Source organism: Spiroplasma endosymbiont of Sarcophaga variegata (assembly GCF_965178695.1).
Lineage (GTDB): Bacteria > Bacillota_I > Bacilli_A > Mycoplasmatales > Mycoplasmataceae > Spiroplasma > Spiroplasma poulsonii.
Genome location: NZ_CBCXVU010000002.1, coordinates 678,130 through 695,628 on the forward strand (window position 1 = coordinate 678,130; position 17,499 = coordinate 695,628).

General features: G+C 25.0%; 15 protein-coding genes and 6 pseudogenes. 14 read left to right on the forward strand and 7 right to left on the reverse strand.

The annotated features are described in order from the left end of the window. Positions 1–160: 160 nt before the first annotated feature. Together ACOBME_RS05275 and ACOBME_RS05280 are read right to left on the reverse strand one after the other, a co-directional pair. Positions 161–673 (reverse strand): hypothetical protein, encoded by a 513-nt coding sequence (locus tag ACOBME_RS05275; protein WP_338964572.1) that lies wholly within the window; start codon positions 671–673, stop codon positions 161–163. 276 nt (positions 674–949) lie between these two features. Beyond that, the gene (locus tag ACOBME_RS05280) at positions 950–1,798 is read right to left on the reverse strand and encodes a lipoprotein (protein WP_419334536.1); all 849 of its coding nucleotides are present in this window, start codon (positions 1,796–1,798) and stop codon (positions 950–952) included. 81 nt (positions 1,799–1,879) lie between these two features. Between ACOBME_RS05280 and ACOBME_RS05285 the strand changes: the two genes are divergently transcribed. The 10 genes and pseudogenes from ACOBME_RS05285 to ACOBME_RS05330 form a co-directional block, all read left to right on the forward strand. Beyond that, the gene (locus ACOBME_RS05285; protein ID WP_419335397.1) at positions 1,880–2,035 is read left to right on the forward strand and encodes a hypothetical protein; all 156 of its coding nucleotides are present in this window, start codon (positions 1,880–1,882) and stop codon (positions 2,033–2,035) included. A gap of 107 nt (positions 2,036–2,142) precedes the next feature. After that, positions 2,143–2,292, forward strand: a complete 150-nt coding sequence (locus ACOBME_RS05290; RefSeq protein ID WP_004027793.1) for a hypothetical protein — start codon at positions 2,143–2,145, stop codon at positions 2,290–2,292. Continuing rightward, entirely contained in the window at positions 2,292–2,543 is a 252-nt protein-coding gene (locus tag ACOBME_RS05295; protein ID WP_040092696.1) for a hypothetical protein, read from the forward strand. The genes ACOBME_RS05290 and ACOBME_RS05295 overlap by 1 nt, the downstream gene beginning before the upstream one ends. A gap of 410 nt (positions 2,544–2,953) precedes the next feature. Further along, positions 2,954–3,916, forward strand: a complete 963-nt coding sequence (locus ACOBME_RS05300) for a transposase (protein WP_419334538.1) — start codon at positions 2,954–2,956, stop codon at positions 3,914–3,916. A gap of 322 nt (positions 3,917–4,238) precedes the next feature. Next, a pseudogene (locus tag ACOBME_RS05305) lies at positions 4,239–4,673 on the forward strand (DUF3627 domain-containing protein). 151 nt (positions 4,674–4,824) lie between these two features. Further along, complete coding sequence (locus ACOBME_RS05310) at positions 4,825–5,028, forward strand: DUF2649 family protein (RefSeq protein WP_338964381.1); 204 nt, start codon at positions 4,825–4,827, stop codon at positions 5,026–5,028. Next, positions 5,028–6,040: pseudogene (locus ACOBME_RS05315) on the forward strand (hypothetical protein). The gene ACOBME_RS05310 and the pseudogene ACOBME_RS05315 overlap by 1 nt, the downstream one beginning before the upstream one ends. After that, positions 6,033–6,293 (forward strand): annotated as a pseudogene (locus ACOBME_RS05320) (hypothetical protein); the annotation flags it as partial. The pseudogenes ACOBME_RS05315 and ACOBME_RS05320, both read left to right, overlap by 8 nt. 50 nt (positions 6,294–6,343) lie before the next feature. Next, positions 6,344–6,580 carry a hypothetical protein gene (locus ACOBME_RS05325; RefSeq protein ID WP_338963583.1) on the forward strand — a complete coding sequence of 79 codons (237 nt, stop codon included), beginning with the start codon at positions 6,344–6,346 and terminating at the stop codon, positions 6,578–6,580. A 16-nt stretch (positions 6,581–6,596) separates the two neighbouring features. Then, positions 6,597–7,107: pseudogene (locus ACOBME_RS05330) on the forward strand (spiroplasma phage ORF1-like family protein); the annotation flags it as partial. 359 nt (positions 7,108–7,466) lie between these two features. Here ACOBME_RS05330 and ACOBME_RS05335 read toward each other — a convergent pair. After that, the gene (locus tag ACOBME_RS05335; RefSeq protein ID WP_338963247.1) at positions 7,467–8,429 is read right to left on the reverse strand and encodes an IS1/IS1595 family N-terminal zinc-binding domain-containing protein; all 963 of its coding nucleotides are present in this window, start codon (positions 8,427–8,429) and stop codon (positions 7,467–7,469) included. A 23-nt stretch (positions 8,430–8,452) separates the two neighbouring features. On the opposite strand from ACOBME_RS05335, the pseudogene ACOBME_RS11685 reads away from it, so the two are divergent. Next, positions 8,453–8,656: pseudogene (locus tag ACOBME_RS11685) on the forward strand (spiroplasma phage ORF1-like family protein); the annotation flags it as partial. Positions 8,657–8,668: 12 nt separating this feature from the next. Continuing rightward, a pseudogene (locus tag ACOBME_RS05340) lies at positions 8,669–9,364 on the forward strand (spiroplasma phage ORF1-like family protein); the annotation flags it as partial. A gap of 20 nt (positions 9,365–9,384) precedes the next feature. On the opposite strand, the gene ACOBME_RS05345 reads toward ACOBME_RS05340, so the two are convergent. Beyond that, the gene (locus tag ACOBME_RS05345) at positions 9,385–9,750 is read right to left on the reverse strand and encodes a hypothetical protein (protein WP_419334540.1); all 366 of its coding nucleotides are present in this window, start codon (positions 9,748–9,750) and stop codon (positions 9,385–9,387) included. Then, on the reverse strand, positions 9,728–9,820 hold the full coding sequence (locus ACOBME_RS05350) for a lipoprotein (RefSeq protein ID WP_338964578.1): 93 nt from the start codon (positions 9,818–9,820) through the stop codon (positions 9,728–9,730). The genes ACOBME_RS05345 and ACOBME_RS05350 overlap by 23 nt, the downstream gene beginning before the upstream one ends. A 119-nt stretch (positions 9,821–9,939) precedes the next feature. Between ACOBME_RS05350 and ACOBME_RS05355 the strand changes: the two genes are divergently transcribed. Together ACOBME_RS05355 and ACOBME_RS05360 are read left to right on the forward strand one after the other, a co-directional pair. Beyond that, positions 9,940–10,911 carry an IS30 family transposase gene (locus tag ACOBME_RS05355; protein WP_338964580.1) on the forward strand — a complete coding sequence of 324 codons (972 nt, stop codon included), beginning with the start codon at positions 9,940–9,942 and terminating at the stop codon, positions 10,909–10,911. 190 nt (positions 10,912–11,101) lie between these two features. Next, positions 11,102–12,064, forward strand: a complete 963-nt coding sequence (locus ACOBME_RS05360; protein WP_338963247.1) for an IS1/IS1595 family N-terminal zinc-binding domain-containing protein — start codon at positions 11,102–11,104, stop codon at positions 12,062–12,064. A 673-nt stretch (positions 12,065–12,737) separates the two neighbouring features. Here the strand turns inward: ACOBME_RS05360 and ACOBME_RS05365 are convergent. Both ACOBME_RS05365 and ACOBME_RS05370 read right to left on the reverse strand, forming a co-directional pair. Beyond that, positions 12,738–13,121, reverse strand: coding sequence for a hypothetical protein (locus ACOBME_RS05365; RefSeq protein ID WP_338964582.1), 384 nt, complete (start codon positions 13,119–13,121; stop codon positions 12,738–12,740). Between the two features lie 156 nt (positions 13,122–13,277). Next, entirely contained in the window at positions 13,278–17,438 is a 4,161-nt protein-coding gene (locus ACOBME_RS05370) for an ABC transporter permease (protein ID WP_419334543.1), read from the reverse strand. Positions 17,439–17,499: the final 61 nt, after the last annotated feature.

Below are 17,499 nucleotides of genomic sequence, written 5' to 3' on the forward strand. Positions count from 1 at the left end.
AAAAGCAACTATCCCCAATTCTCAATAAATAACATTAACCCAATATGTGTCTTTAAAATGGGGCCTAAAATAAAGGTAAAAATTATTTTAGAAACTGTATATAAGAACAAAACAAGGGTAAAAATTTCAAAAACATACAAAAAAAAGCTTAATTTTAAAATTAAGCTTTTTTATACATTCCCAAATTAACACCCTCAATTTTTTCTTGAGTTTCATTACTTTGCTGTCCAGAAGCAAAAGAGTAAAACAATCCAGTGTCTGTATCTTCACCAAAAGTAAATAGAATTGCTCAACGTTCTTCAGTTTGATCATCTCAAAATAAGGCACTAGGATCAACATAACGCGATCCACCCTTAACATTTGGCGATAATGGATGTGATATTAAATTGAATAGGTCAATATCCTCTAAATCCTTTGCCCCATCAGATTCTTTAAAATCTGTGACTAACAATTTTGAAACATCTTTTAACCCATTTTTTTGGTTTTTAATTACTATTTTGCTATATAGTTCTTTTGGTATCCCAAAATTAACTTCATTTTTATTAATTACATTACCATTTACATAATTTAAAAAGGCAATAATAATTTTCCCTCAATTTGCTAATTTTTTATCAATTCCTGCCCGTGATAAGTTTAAGGTAATCGTTGCATCTTCATCATCTTTATTTTTCATTGTTCCAGTTAAACCTAATCCATAAATGTTAAAATAATTTAGTTTAATTTGAAATGTTCCTAAAGCTAAGTAAACATTATCATCAACATTAAAAACTGAAGCAACTTTAGTTTTATAAAAATTAGCAAAATCACTACCTGTTACACCATTAATATCGGTTCAACCAGTCGCTTGATCTTTAATTCAATTTGATAATGTTAAATCTTTTGGATCTTGAAATTTTGATAAACCACCATATCCTTTATTTTCATTGTTTAACCCACCTTTTTGTTCTTGTTAAAGCAAGTCAACGGCATTGTAACTCATTGTAATATCTTTGAATTCTTTTTTGCTTGCAATATAAGTTTTAACAGCATTTTTTAATGTATCATTCAATGCCACATTATTTTTAGAAAAGTCTCAAATCATTTGATCATATAGTGGTTTAAAAATTTCATTTTCACTAAAATTAACAGTCTCTAATTTATTAAAATATTCTCTAATATTTTGAATTAAAAAGGTAACTGCTTTATCGGAAAAGACTTGCAATGCAGAAACATTTTCTGCAACATTATAAATACTTGATATTTGAAAATTAGCATACATTTGTTTAAATTTTAACTGAATTGTTGCCGTATAATCAATACGAACTGCCGAAAATAATTCTGGCTTAACATCAGCTGGAAATTTATTACGTAAATTTTCAACATCAATATAAGTTACTTTTACAACATTTCTTTCATCATCTAATTTTAATGGTAATTCATTAACAAAGTAATTTGAATATTCATTTTGTAAATCACGATTAACACTATCAAAGATTTTTGTAAAATCACTAATAAAATAAGTAGCTAATTTATTGTCTTCAGAATTACTTAGTTTTAATTGATAAGGTTCTATATCTCCTTTGTTTACTTTAGAATAGATTTTTGATGGGTTATTTTTTGAACTATCAACATAAGCATTATTTTTAATTTTTTGATTAATTTTTTCAGTAGCTTTAGTTTGAATTTCATTAAAAACCGTAAGGTCTTTTGAACTAATTTCATTTTTATCGATACTTTTTTTGTTATGATATGAAATAACATTTGGTGTTACAGTTCCAACTAATGTTACTGCCCCCAAAATACTTAATAGTTTTTTCATTTTGTTTCTCCTTTCAAAATTGTAACCTTTAATTTGAAAAATTAGAGGTTACAAAAATTTTATTAATAATGCATCGTGTAAGTGAAGTGCAACAAATCAACTCAGAAAGGAGTTGATTTTTTAATGGAAAGAAAACATTATTTTATTTTACGGTCCTTAGTAACTAAGTATGGAAAAGATAATGTTATTAATACGGTAAATAATATTTTAATTAATAATGAAAAAGAAGATGAATAAATTATCCGCGTAATTTATTAGCGGTAATTTATTCAATATAGTTTATTTTGAGCGTAGCGAACACGCGAAGCGTGCCGCGAAAATTAGATTTTTAGGGGGAATAAGTTATGCCAGTTTGATTAACGACAATTTTTAGTGTTGTTATTATATTAGGTATTTTTGCTTGAATTGGTTTATCAATTTATCAAAAAATTCGCCAAATTCGAGGAAAGAAAAAAGATAAAAAAGAAATTGAAAATAAGGAGGATAAGAAATAATGTTAGGTATGTATTTAACAACAGCAATTAATTTTTTAGCAGTTGGTGATAAACCTACTATTTCAGATGGAATGGGTTCTATTTGAAGTGGTTTAGGGCAAGCAATGATGAAAGTTAAAGAAGCAATTTATGCTGTATTACCACAATTAATGACCTTTTTGGGTGATGCGTGAATTATTTTAATTCCATTTGGTATTTTTGTTATCATTAAGATTTTAAACTTTTTCCGTGTTATGGTTAAAGGATTTTAATATTTATTATTACTGATCATATATCTTAGCTATGGCACACTAGCTTTTATGTGAGTTGATTAAATAATTTTGTTGTTTATTTTTGTATTACACACTGTCTATAAGTTATTATTGAAATTATTAGTAATGAAATAATTGTTTTAAAGTAGGATTTAATAAAAATAAGAATATTTTTATTAGGGGTCATATTAATAGTAGTTTTGGAATATAAATTTTTATAATATTCTTTATAAATATATCTACTTTCTTTTTAAAATTTGTAGGCAGTATGTAGTGCAAAAATATCAATTTAATTATAAATGATTAATTTTATATTTTAATAACTATTATCTTTAATTTTGTCGAAAACTCTTGATATTTATAAAATATACCTAAAATTAGGTATATTTTTAATATATAGAGGTAAATAAATGATGAAAAAAATAATTACAGAATTAATAAATAGCTTAACAGATGATCAATTTTTAGAATTTTATGAAAAAATAAAACAACAAGCAGACTTAATTAAAAAACAAAAACGTTTAAATGAAATTGATCAAAAATTTAGAGATAAAGGCATTATATGTCCTAATTGCAAATCTTTTCATTGTGTTAAAAATGGTCATAATTCCGAAGGAAAACAAAAATATTTATGTAAAAAATGTCGTGCTAGTTTTGATGCATTTCGTCATCATTTTACTTATTGAAGTCATTTAAATTATGAACAGTGAAATTTATTAATTCAAATTTCATTGTTAGGACAATCTAGTAAAATAATTTCTCGTTTTATTAAAACAACCCCAAAAACCGCTTGATATAATCGACAAAAATTAATGCAATCAAAACAATTAGAAAATACACAGTTAAAATTTAAAAAATTAAATGGTCAAATCCAAATGGATGAAACATTTATTAAAGAAATTCATAAAGGCAATTTTAAAGATAAATTTGATAAACGAAAAACTCATCTCGATCCATTTTCAACTGATACCAAATGCTGTATTCAAATGGCATTTGATAGCAATAATAATATTTTTGTTCAATCCACCAATACCAAAAGATTACAAAAACAATGGATTATTGAAAATATGAATAAGCAACTAATTAAAGAAAAATCAATAATTATTTCTGATATGCAACCACTATATTTATTAGTAGCAAAACAAACAAATTCTACTCTATATTCCACCAAAACTAGTACAAACCCTGATACTAGTTATCAAAAGTTAAATAAGATTAGTAAATTACAATCCAGTCTTAAAGAAGCCTTAATTCATTATCATGGTTTGGGTTTCACTAATATTCAAAATTATTTAAAGCTCTGAAAATGAAAATACCAACACAAAGGTTTAACACCAAACCAACAATCAACGGTATTATATTTTAACGTTTAAAAAATTTAAAGCAAAATCATAATCTTACACAAAATTAGTTTTCAAATTGTCATATTGATGATTTTTTTTATTTCATCAAGAGTTTTCGACAAAATTAAAGACTATTATTAAAAATTAAATAGTATTTTTCAGTGTGTCAATTTTTATTATTTTATATATTTAACATTGTTAATAACATTGTTTATTAAACATTAAATAAACAATATATAGCATTATGTATAACATTGTTAATAATCAGTGTTTTTATCAATAAGTAAACAATATATAAACATTAAATATAACATTGTTTATTAAATAAATATTTAGTTAGGAGTTGATAAAATTGAGTAATTTTGTTAAGAAAAATCAAAATATAGAAAATTATTTTATTCGTAAAGAGTTGATAGTTTTTGAAACAGAAAAAGCAAGTTTTATAAATTTACCTAATCATAATCGTCATATTGGTTTTTGGTTGAGTAATAAATTTATTTATCCTAGTGAAAAACACTCAGAACAGGTAGCAATCGGTTTGATTTATGATAATTCTTATCCTATTGTAAAATATGATGAAAATTTAAAACGTCATGTGTGAAAATATTTAACTGGAGCAGAACTAATCAATTTGTATAATCAATACAAATAAAATTATTTTACACAAATGAAAAAAGCAATATTTCCTGGTGAACCTCAAAAAGTAAAAACAACTAACAATAATTTAACAAATTGAAGTGATGAAAAAGTAGATAAATTAATTAATGACTTGAAGGACTTAAATTAATGAGTTTATATGATTATTGAGTTCAATTTGTTAGTTATATTATTGGTTCAAATGCTCCTGAATTTTTATATGTCATATCATTTGTATTATTTATCGTTTTATTTTTGGGGATGTTTTTTAAACTTATTCAGAAAATGTGGAGTTTTTAAATATGCAAAATGATTGAGAAAAATTAAAAGAGTTTTTTATTCATATCTTTTTGTTTATAGATAAAACAAATGTTGAAACTATTACAACTTGAAATTTAACTCAAAATGAATATTTAATTCTGATGATTGGTGTTTGAATTGTGATTTTATTTTTAACGTGGTTTTTATTGTGAATGGTTTTTAAAATAGTTGGGTATTTTAAGTAATGAAAAAGTTTATATTTTTCGTAAAAAATTATTGTTATATTAGTGGTTCAATGATTTTGTTTAGTTTAATTGATTTATTACTTTGAATAATTTCATTAAATTATACTGGTTTAGTATTCTGATTATTGTTTGCTTTGCAATGTGTTTATTTTGTCTGATGAGTTTGAAAAAACATATTTTATCAGTTGAGTGCTTTTCGTTTAGTTAATTTTGTTTGAGATAATCCGTTATCAGTAATTATTGGTAAGTTAGGGACGGGAAAAACTTTACTTTTAACTTATTTATCACAAACTATGAAACTATTAACAGATAAGATTTATAGTAATTATCCGTTAGAAGATGATAAAGTTAAAGTTTTAACATTTAAAAATTTAGATTTTACAGATAGAACAAAACCAGTTCCCCCAGATGATAGTGTTATTTTATTTGATGAAAGTTATTTATATATTGATGGAACTAGTCCCCACGATGAGAAAAAAGTTCATAGTGGTAAAATTCCGTGAATTGTATTAGCAAGACATTTTGGTAATCGTGCTTTATTTACAGCTCAGCGTGAGGGTATGATTTGAAATAATATTCGACAATTAGCAAGTGGTATTATTATTCCAATTTCATTGAAAAAACCTATTGCTAAAAAGGATTTAATTTTTTTAATCGTTTCTTTATTATGCGAATTGGTATTTTTCAAGATATTACAGATTATGAAATTTGAAAAACAAAATCAGTAGAACGAACAGCCGAAGGTAAACGAGCAAAACATAAGTCGGATGTTGGGTTAGGAATTCGGTTTTTTAAAATAATTATTCCATTAGAATTTGCACAGAAATATGATAGTAAATGATTAAAGTTTGTTCGTGATTTAAAAAATGATGAAATAGTTAATTATAAAGAATATTATTGGTCAGAAATTACTAAATTAAGTGTTAAAGAACGTTTAGCATTGTTTGATATTGATATTTTGAAAAAGAATTTAAAACCTAAAAAAGAAAAAGGAAGTGGTAAAGATGATTAATTTATTATCAGAAAGCAGTAATTGAGATAAGATTTTTAGTTTTATTTTTGATGTATTTTTGTTTATTTTTGATGTAATTTGAAATACTAAATTACCGATGACAAATACAACAATTGCTTATTTTATTATCTTTTTTATGGTTGTTAAGTTGTCTATTTATGCAATTCACGGAACAAGAACGCAATATAACGAATTAGGTTCAACTGTTAAAAACAGTACATCAAAATTGTATGCTTCAACAGTACGTGGTGTTAAAAAAGCACATAAGGCTAATAAAAATGGTCGGTGAAAGGAAACAGATTAATGATTAGATTAGTTTTATTAGTTGCTGCAATTGCTATTTTTGGTACTAGTTTTATTACGGTGATTATAAATCAATTAACATCAGCAAAAAATATCATTATGGATTTATATAACTCAGATACTTTTTTACTTTCTTTGTTTGGTAAAATGGCAATTTTGTTTAGTCATCCATTAATGTTAACAATATCAAGTTTATATATTGTTGGGTTTATTGTTTCAAAAACATTGTATAGTTAGGGGTTGAATTATAAATATGAAAAAATCATTATCTTTATTTGCCATATCTATTTTAGGTATTTTAGGTTTAATTATTCCATTTATTACTTTAACAGCATTTAAACCCTTAAATCAGCAGAATTATACTGTTAATTAACAAACAATGGGAATGAATGAAACTGATTTTATTAATACAATGTTTTTACGAAGTAGTTTTTTTGAAAACTGGTCTGAAACAAATTACTTTATTAATCCAACTCTAAAAACATCACAAACATTAACTTATAATGATAAATGATATTTAGACTTTTTAAAGGATAGTTATTCAACGGGAATTTCATTTGATAAGCCTAGTGATGAGTTTATGGATTTATATAAAAATTGAGATACTTATGCTAAACAATATAATATTGATAAATTCTATGATGTTGATAAAAAACAATTTTTAAAAGAATTAACTAATTTTTCTTATTCTTTTGCTAAGTATTTTAATACTGTGGAAGTTATTAATAAATTAGAAAGAGGTATTGATAATTTACAATTAGTTAAAATGATTAATGAGTTTTGAATACAAATTCCTGGAACACAGGCACCTAATAAAGAATTTTTAACTGCTACTAATAAATGATATTTTTATGGAGAAAAAAGAAATGGTCAATATTTGCTTACAAAATTTTATTTTGATAATAATTTTATTAAAAATCAAAACACTTGATGACAACACTTAAAAAATGATTCAGATTTTATTTGAAACTATAATTTAGTATATCGTTGAGATGGAAACGGTGAACCAGAATTACCCGTTGTCTTTAATTTTGTCGAAAACTCTTGATGAAATAAAAAAAATCATCAATATGACAATTTGAAAACTAATTTTGTGTAAGATTATGATTTTGCTTTAAATTTTTTAAACGTTAAAATATAATACCGTTGATTGTTGGTTTGGTGTTAAACCTTTGTGTTGGTATTTTCATTTTCAGAGCTTTAAATAATTTTGAATATTAGTGAAACCCAAACCATGATAATGAATTAAGGCTTCTTTAAGACTGGATTGTAATTTACTAATCTTATTTAACTTTTGATAACTAGTATCAGGGTTTGTACTAGTTTTGGTGGAATATAGAGTAGAATTTGTTTGTTTTGCTACTAATAAATATAGTGGTTGCATATCAGAAATAATTATTGATTTTTCTTTAATTAGTTGCTTATTCATATTTTCAATAATCCATTGTTTTTGTAATCTTTTGGTATTGGTGGATTGAACAAAAATATTATTATTGCTATCAACTGCCATTTGAATACAGCATTTGGTATCAGTTGAAAATGGATCGAGATGAGTTTTTCGTTTATCAAATTTATCTTTAAAATTGCCTTTATGAATTTCTTTAATAAATGTTTCATCCATTTGGATTTGACCATTTAATTTTTTAAATTTTAACTGTGTATTTTCTAATTGTTTTGATTGCATTAATTTTTGTCGATTATATCAAGCGGTTTTTGGGGTTGTTTTAATAAAACGAGAAATTATTTTACTAGATTGTCCTAACAATGAAATTTGAATTAATAAATTTCACTGTTCATAATTTAAATGACTTCAATAAGTAAAATGATGACGAAATGCATCAAAACTAGCACGACATTTTTTACATAAATATTTTTGTTTTCCTTCGGAATTATGACCATTTTTAACACAATGAAAAGATTTGCAATTAGGACATATAATGCCTTTATCTCTAAATTTTTGATCAATTTCATTTAAACGTTTTTGTTTTTTAATTAAGTCTGCTTGTTGTTTTATTTTTTCATAAAATTCTAAAAATTGATCATCTGTTAAGCTATTTATTAATTCTGTAATTATTTTTTTCATCATTTATTTACCTCTATATATTAAAAATATACCTAATTTTAGGTATATTTTATAAATATCAAGAGTTTTCGACAAAATTAAAGCCCGTTGTTGATAATGATGGCAAATTAAAATGATATACTGAATATTATCAAAATGTTCGTTCTTTTTTGCTTAAATATATTGATGTTATTGTACAAGAAAATATCCGAATTCAGCAAGGTGGTAATCCAAACTATGATGACCCAAATTTGGGTAGTGAAAGAATAATTTTTGATTTAGAAAATGATACTTATGTACAAGGATATAATAAAAAATATGGTTTATTAGCAAATAATGGTTTTAAAATTTATCCTCGTTATTTTTATTTTTCTGATAAATACAATCAATTAGACATTAAATTGTATTCAGCATTTAAAAATCGTTTTTATAATACTAATTATGGTAATGTATTTAATTATGATTTTTCAGTTGCAAATAATTATAATATTAATCAAAATGAAGGTTATATTTTTGAAGGTGCTTTAAAAGATAAATACGGTTTAAAATACAAAAAAATTGAAGAACAAAAAATCGGTTATAATGTTTTTGAATTACAAGCCCAAAAAGAAAATGATATGTACCGTTATTATGATTTTAATTTTGGAATTTATAACTGACAAGAAATAAATAATGGCGGGTTGTTTCCTGATGGACAATGATGACAAGCCCAATATGAAAGTTGTAGTTGATATAATTTAGCGTGTCATATAAAAAATGCTGCAATTTTAATTGTAAATAATATTCCCGGTGTTAAACAAGTAAAAGAATTAGCAAGCGGTGTTGGTAAAATATTTCAAACAATATATAGTTTTTTTAGTCAAACATTTGAGGTATGAAAATTTAGTCCAGCATTATATAATACAATAACAAATATATTCCTATTAATTATCTTTATGAAGTTTGTTCGATTAATTTAAAAAAGGACTTGTTAGTCCTTTTATTCTTTTCAATCAATTATTAGTCCTGTGTCTTTATTAATTTCTGGTATTTGTGGTTCATTGTTTTTATTTCAACGATATACTAAATTATAGTTTCAAATAAAATCTGAATCATTTTTTAAGTGTTGTCATCAAGTGTTTTGATTATTAATAAAATTATTATCAAAATAAAATTTTGTCGTTATATAATTATTTTCATATTTATTTATATAAAAATATCATTTATTAGTAGCAGTTAAAAATTCTTTATTAGGCGCCTGTGTTCTAGGAATATTAGTTCATTTGCTATTTTCTGGTAGTTGTTGTGGTTCTGGTGTAGGTTTATTACCCCCCCCCCCCGTTTTAATTATTATTTGGTTTTTCACAACTAATTAATGTTGTTGTACTTGTTGCTGTTAATCCGATTACTCCTAAAATACTTAGTAACTTTTTCATATTTTACTTCTCCTTTATTAAAATTACTTGAATGCTATAATTGATTTTATCATATATCAATAATGTATTAAATAATTTTAATATTAAATTTATAAATTAATGAAAGGTATATAAATGTTATGTATAGTCATTTAAGTTTTATTGATAAGGTTAAATTGGAAAAATTATTATTATCAAAATTATTTTTAAAAAAGAATGGTGAAATAAATATTTCACAAATTGCTAAATGTTTGAACAGAAATCGTAGTACTATTTTGCGAGAAATTAAGCGTTTTAAAACTATTGATGAATATAGTGCTTATAAGTCAGATAAAATGTATTATGAGAAAAGAAAAAAGAATAATAAAAGATATAAGTTTACAGAAGAACAATTAAATTTTATTAATATAAGATTTAATGTTTATCGTGATTCTCCATCACAACCTATTCATCGTTATTTTCTAAAGTTTGGTATTAAATTTCCTGTTTGTGTTAAAACATTGTATAAATGAATTCGTTTGGGTTTTTATGGTTTTTTAAAACATAATTTACGTCATCGTGGTAAAAAATATAAAACAAAAGGAAAATTTGATAATCGTGGTAAATTAATTAATTTTAAATCAATATGAGATATTGAGAATAAAGAGACTGATGTTGGTTGATTTGAAATGGATACCATAGTTGGAAAAGAGCATCAATCTAGTAATTTGGTTTTAGTTGAACAAAATAGTAAAAGTTATTTTGTTATGAAATTAAAAAACCATACTGCTAATGAAGTTGTGGAAAAGTTTAAAGATATTGTTATAAGTAATAATTTATTTGGGAAAATTAAAGGAATAATAACTGATAGAGGAAAAGAATTTAGTAAATGAAGAGAATTAGAAATATTTGCTGAAACACAAATTTATTTTTGTGACCCTGGTAAACCACAACAAAAACCATTAATTGAATATATGAATTCTGAACTTAGACAATGATTTCCTAAGGGAACTGATTTTAATAATGTTAGTCAACAAAAAATAAATTGAGTAGTTAATGTTATAAATGATAAATTAAGGCCTGTTCTTAATTGAAAAACAGCAAAAGAGGTATTTTCAGATAATTTTAAATAGGTTTATTTGAAGTAATTTAATAAATTATTTTTTAGTGTGCTTAATTTTCCTTAAAATAAAATAAAAACTATAAATATTTTGATTTTTAAAAATTTATAATTGATTTTTTACTTTAATTTTGTCGAAAACTCTTGATATTTATAAAATATACCTAAAATTAGGTATATTTTTAATATATGGAGGTAAATAAATGATGAAAAAAATAATTACAGAATTAATAAATAGCTTAACAGATGATCAATTTTTAGAATTTTATGAAAAAATAAAACAACAAGCAGACTTAATTAAAAAACAAAAACGTTTAAATGAAATTGATCAAAAATTTAGAGATAAAGGCATTATATGTCCTAATTGCAAATCTTTTCATTGTGTTAAAAATGGTCATAATTCCGAAGGAAAACAAAAATATTTATGTAAAAAATGTCGTGCTAGTTTTGATGCATTTCGTCATCATTTTACTTATTGAAGTCATTTAAATTATGAACAGTGAAATTTATTAATTCAAATTTCATTGTTAGGACAATCTAGTAAAATAATTTCTCGTTTTATTAAAACAACCCCAAAAACCGCTTGATATAATCGACAAAAATTAATGCAATCAAAACAATTAGAAAATACACAGTTAAAATTTAAAAAATTAAATGGTCAAATCCAAATGGATGAAACATTTATTAAAGAAATTCATAAAGGCAATTTTAAAGATAAATTTGATAAACGAAAAACTCATCTCGATCCATTTTCAACTGATACCAAATGCTGTATTCAAATGGCAGTTGATAGCAATAATAATATTTTTGTTCAATCCACCAATACCAAAAGATTACAAAAACAATGGATTATTGAAAATATGAATAAGCAACTAATTAAAGAAAAATCAATAATTATTTCTGATATGCAACCACTATATTTATTAGTAGCAAAACAAACAAATTCTACTCTATATTCCACCAAAACTAGTACAAACCCTGATACTAGTTATCAAAAGTTAAATAAGATTAGTAAATTACAATCCAGTCTTAAAGAAGCCTTAATTCATTATCATGGTTTGGGTTTCACTAATATTCAAAATTATTTAAAGCTCTGAAAATGAAAATACCAACACAAAGGTTTAACACCAAACCAACAATCAACGGTATTATATTTTAACGTTTAAAAAATTTAAAGCAAAATCATAATCTTACACAAAATTAGTTTTCAAATTGTCATATTGATGATTTTTTTTATTTCATCAAGAGTTTTCGACAAAATTAAAGATTTTTTATGATTTTTATTGTATTATTTGACTGATAAGATTTGTTGAACTTCATTTTACATAATTCCTTGTTTAAAATTATTGTAATAACAACATTACATTCAATAGTTTTTTATCCTAAGATATCCATATTTATTTGATTTTGATTCAACACCAAAAACAATCCCATCTGTTGATGCAATTGAATAATATAAGTCTGTATTAAGTTATTCACCAAATATGAATAACAAACGAATCACGTACTTTTTTCTAGACTATCTCACAGGTAAAATATTCTTTAAATAAACATTTTAAAGTTTCATCTAATTTATTAATCCTCTGTGAAAAATCTCATATTCCTTTATCGTACAGTGATTTAAAAACTTCATTTTCACTAAAATCAACAGTTTCTAAGTTTGCAAAATACTCTTTAATATTTTTTAATAAAAAAGTAGTTGTGTTATTAGAAATTGCTTTTAGTTACAGTCCCAAGTAATGTTATTGCCCCCAAATATTTATTTGAAATAGTTTTTTCTAATTCAAAAAATGATTGGTGATACAATCTCAATTATTGTCTTTAAATTTTAAATTTTTATTATTTCACTCTTGGTGGCGTATGTCCTTTTTTAAATTGAATAATAGATTTAGAATTACGAAAATTAGTAAATAAGATACCTTCACGGAATTTTAAAATCCTTGATAAAAAAATATTTAAAATAATGGCTAATGTTAATTGACTTTTAAGTACTCAACATTGGTAGAAAAAAACTTGAAATTGTTCTGCACTTTTTTTAAGATATGTCAAAAGTTCAATTTTAGATTTGATACAACAAATAAAAAGAAAAACAACAACTGATGAATAGTAAAAATTGTTATCAATTGCTAAATCATCATCAAAAATAGTTGAATTATAAATAACATAAATAACAACCAAAATAAAATATAAAATTAAATATCCTTTAAACAATTTATTTTTCATTAGTTTTTTCTTCCCTTTTTACTACTTATTATATTTATAACAACTATTTTTAAAAAAACAAGTATAAAGGTCTTTTTCTGTAATAAGTGACGTAATCTCATAAAAATAGGTTTAGAAAAATAAAAAAATAAAAAAAAATCTAAGAAAATCTTAGATTTATATTTCATTAGCATTAACTTGTTCTTGAATAATCATATGATTAATTTTATAAGTTGAAATCCAATATGTAACTAAATAGATTCCTCCCATTAAAATAAAGGTAATTGGTAATGCGATTCATGGGAAACCAAACGGAATAATTATTTTGGCAATTGAAGTAAAGCCATAAACACCCGACCACAATATTAATCACATAATAGCAACTCCTAAGATTCATGCTAAGAAGGCAAAAGGAGTGAAAATTCCTAATGTTAAACTATTAATTTCACAGTTTGAATAACCTAACGCTTTCATTACCGCAATAAATTTTAAGAAGGTATTAACAAAAGATTCTGTCATAATATAAACAATAATAACCGCAGTAATAATTGTAATTACGACAAAGATGACCGATAAAATAATTGAAATTCAAGCAAGTTTTTGAATAACTTCGGCTTTAATAATTAAATAATCAGTATCACCAACCCCACCGCTTAACTGGCCATTCATAAAGTCAATCATTGAATAAGAACCATCTGATGAAGAAAGATTAAAGCGTGTTGTTTGGTCAACTTGATCTTGATACTTACTAAATTTACCATTAAACCATAATAATGGGTTATCATCTGCTTTATCATACATTTTGCTATGGTTTGTACCGAAACCAAGAATTTTGTTAGCTAAAATTTGATTAACATATGCTCGTGGTACATCATAAGAATTTTGAATTCCAATGATTTGATACTTAACATTTTTGGTTGTGGTACCAATTTTTAACAAGCCCTGACGAAGTGCTTCACGATATCAATTAGTTGGAAATCCACTAGTTAAATCACCAATCCCATTAATCTCTTTATCAAATTTATTGTCAAATGGATGAATAACATAATAATCCCCAACTTGTTTCACTACCTGTTGGTCTTTTTGAACCGGATTAGGATCCAATAATCCTGGTAGAGTTCGTCCTGTTGTCGCTGAAGTTGTGGTGTTCATGAATTCACCGGGTTTAAAAGCATTTACTGGTAACTTTAACACAAAGTTTTTAAAATTATAATAGTCTTGCACTGTGCCATTTTTACCCACAAAACCAAACCGGTTTTGTTGCCCAATTGTCAATTTTGTTAAATCAAGGGTAAACGGATCAATGTTATCGTCAACAAAACCATTTGGAAGCTCATATCCTCAATTAGCGGTCGGAACAGCACATTCATTTGCATCTTCACAATACTGTAATTGTTTAACATTAGTTGTCGTATTAACTATGTTATTTACTTGTAAATTATATTTACTCTGGGCAGATTTATTAACAACCATAGGAATTGGATCTGATTTAATATTTAAGTTTTTACTATCATCCAATGCTTTTTTTAATTTTTGATTAGGAAAAACAATTGTTTTATTATTTTCATTAATTCCATATGTTGAAAGACTAAAACTTGAATCCAGTATTTTTGCCATATATCCTGTATAAACATCTTCATTTTTAGAATTATAAGTTGAAGTTCCAAAAGTAAAATTAAATTGTTCTTTTGCTAATTCATTTTTTAATCGCATTGCCCTAATTTTACCGGGCATAATATCACTTGTCGCATATTGTGCACAATAAGTTCAACGATCAACAATATTGGGGTCTGTTGGATGAACGGGTTGTTTTCCAAAAGCCCGTGGCATTGTTGAACATAATAATGTATCAATTTGATTTCGAATATCAACATTTTGACCATAACGATTGTACATATCATAAAAGGTTCCAATTGACAAACTAGATCCCTTCCCAACCATAAAATTAAAAATAATCATATTATTTAATTTTTGGGCATATAAGTTGGCATTATTAGCATTAATATCATTTGTTGTTGAGAGTCATTTCCCACTATCATACAAATAATCACTAACGAGAGAATTTTTTGCCAGTGGATATACTGAACTATTTGAATATCCTGGTCCATTTCAATCATACATTTCATACCGGCTAAACGGGATGTTCCCAACAACATTTGTATATTCGTATTCGTTGTTATAATTTAAATTAGTATAATAATCTTTACTAAACTTATTGATTGCTGTTGGAATTAAAGTTGCAAATGTTAACGAAAGACTAGCAATAAAAAACGTTAAGAAAAACCACCCAATCTTTTTCGTCGATACTGCCATCATAACAAATCGAAATTTAGTTGTAAATTTTTTAAATGAAAAACTATTACTAATTGAATTTACTAATTTTGAAGTTTTAACATTCTTATTTGGATTTAATAAATCTAATGGACTAATGATTAACTGACGAATTGCTGTTGTTAGAATTGATAAACTACTAACTAAACCAATAATTCCAAAACAAATTGCAAATGGAATTAATGAAAATGAATAATTTATTGGAATAACAAAATAGTTATTAAAAACACTCATAATCGGAAATTGCAAAACAACACCAATAATTCACCCAAGGGGAACCCCAATTCCCGTAACAACAATGGCGTGGGCCAAATAGGAACTAGCAATTGTTAAACCACTATAACCATTTGCTTTTAAAATTCCATTTTCAATTTTTTGTTGATTAATAATTTTTTTAATTAAAATTACTAAGGTAAAAATTAAAATAATCAAGAAAACTATTGATAAAACAATGGTAATTGTTCGATAAACATCAATTGTTCTTCCTAACAAACTATAACGAAGATAAACTAATCTTGTTGAATCGCGACTTTGTAAACCGGAATTTTTATCACTCGGTTCATCTAAACTTCGAAAATCAGTTGCTAAATATTTTTTAAAAGTTGCAACATCTGCTGTTTCATCTTTTCCTGTATGTGCAATATACAGCGTTGAACTCTCATCGATTTCGGCATTCGCAATAATACTTTCTCCCCGATAAACACTTTCAGAAACATAAATAATTCCATCTGTTTTTGGATCAGGAAAAATATCAGTATCATAAATTGTTGGATAGATATTCGCTGGATCACCACCAATTGCACCAACAAAGAAATTAGAATTTTCCCCAATTTTAATTGAATCCCCAACTTTTAACTTTTGACTACGGGCAAATTGTGGCGTTATAACAACATAAACATCATTAGTTGGGTTGGTTGGATCAAATGATGAATATTTTTCAATAATTTTTAATTGATTATTGTCAATTAATGGTTGTCAATTAATTATTTTATACTTAAGGTTAGAAATTAAATCTCAATATGCATATTGTTCACGCATTTGGTATGAAAAGTTAGAAACTTTTGCAACTAAAGCATAATAAGATTTTGTAAAGCCATATGGTCCATATGGTTGATTCTTAAAAACAGTATTATTATTTTGATTATAAAAATCATTAACACTAAAAACGGCGTTTTCAATATTATTATTATACACAACATCAACATTGTTATTAGTAGTTGGTGAATAATAAAGATTAATCTTAACTAAAGGTTGTGATATATCCTTTGTTAAAAAACTTAAATCACCATTTAAACCATTGTCAAACAATTCTTGCTCAATGTTTTCTCTTGTTGGAATATTAGACGGATCACCCTGTTGTAAATCAACATCTTTATCTCATTTTTTATTTCCCTCACTTACAAACTTACGAACTTCCTCTTTTAATTTTTTTGCACCCTCACTTTTAGGATCAACAAATTTTTTATTTAAATAAGCGATAATTAGATTTACTGTATTTTGTGAAATATCGCTATGCGTAAAATTATTCATAAATGATTCAATTAAACCTAAATTATTATAATCAAAAAGGTTACCATTTTGATCATATAATTGTCCAATTAAAGATTTTTGAAAAGCTTCGCTTTGATAATTAAAACGATATAATCCATTATTTCAAAAAACAGGTGCTTTAGAATCGAGGTTTTTAAATTCAATACCGTTAACTTTATTTGTTGATGCATAATTGAATGTAATTTCAACATTCTTATCATCTAATGCTTTTAAAGCACCATTTAAACCAAGATGCGCATAAGGCAGTGTTGTTTTTTCATCATTAACATCAGTAATCAAATGATAATCATTACTAAAAGCAAATCAGGGTGTAATTGTTTCAACATTAGACCCTGTTTTCTTTTTACCATTAAACTTTAATAAATAATCATAGTTAAAAGTTCCTTGTCCCATAAATGAATATGCATCTGTTAACCGTGTGTTAACAATTCATGATGAAGTGGCTAACAATGTCAAAAGAGCAGCCAATACTATAAAAATAGTTAGCTGTGCTTTTTGCTTAAACATACTTTTTAAT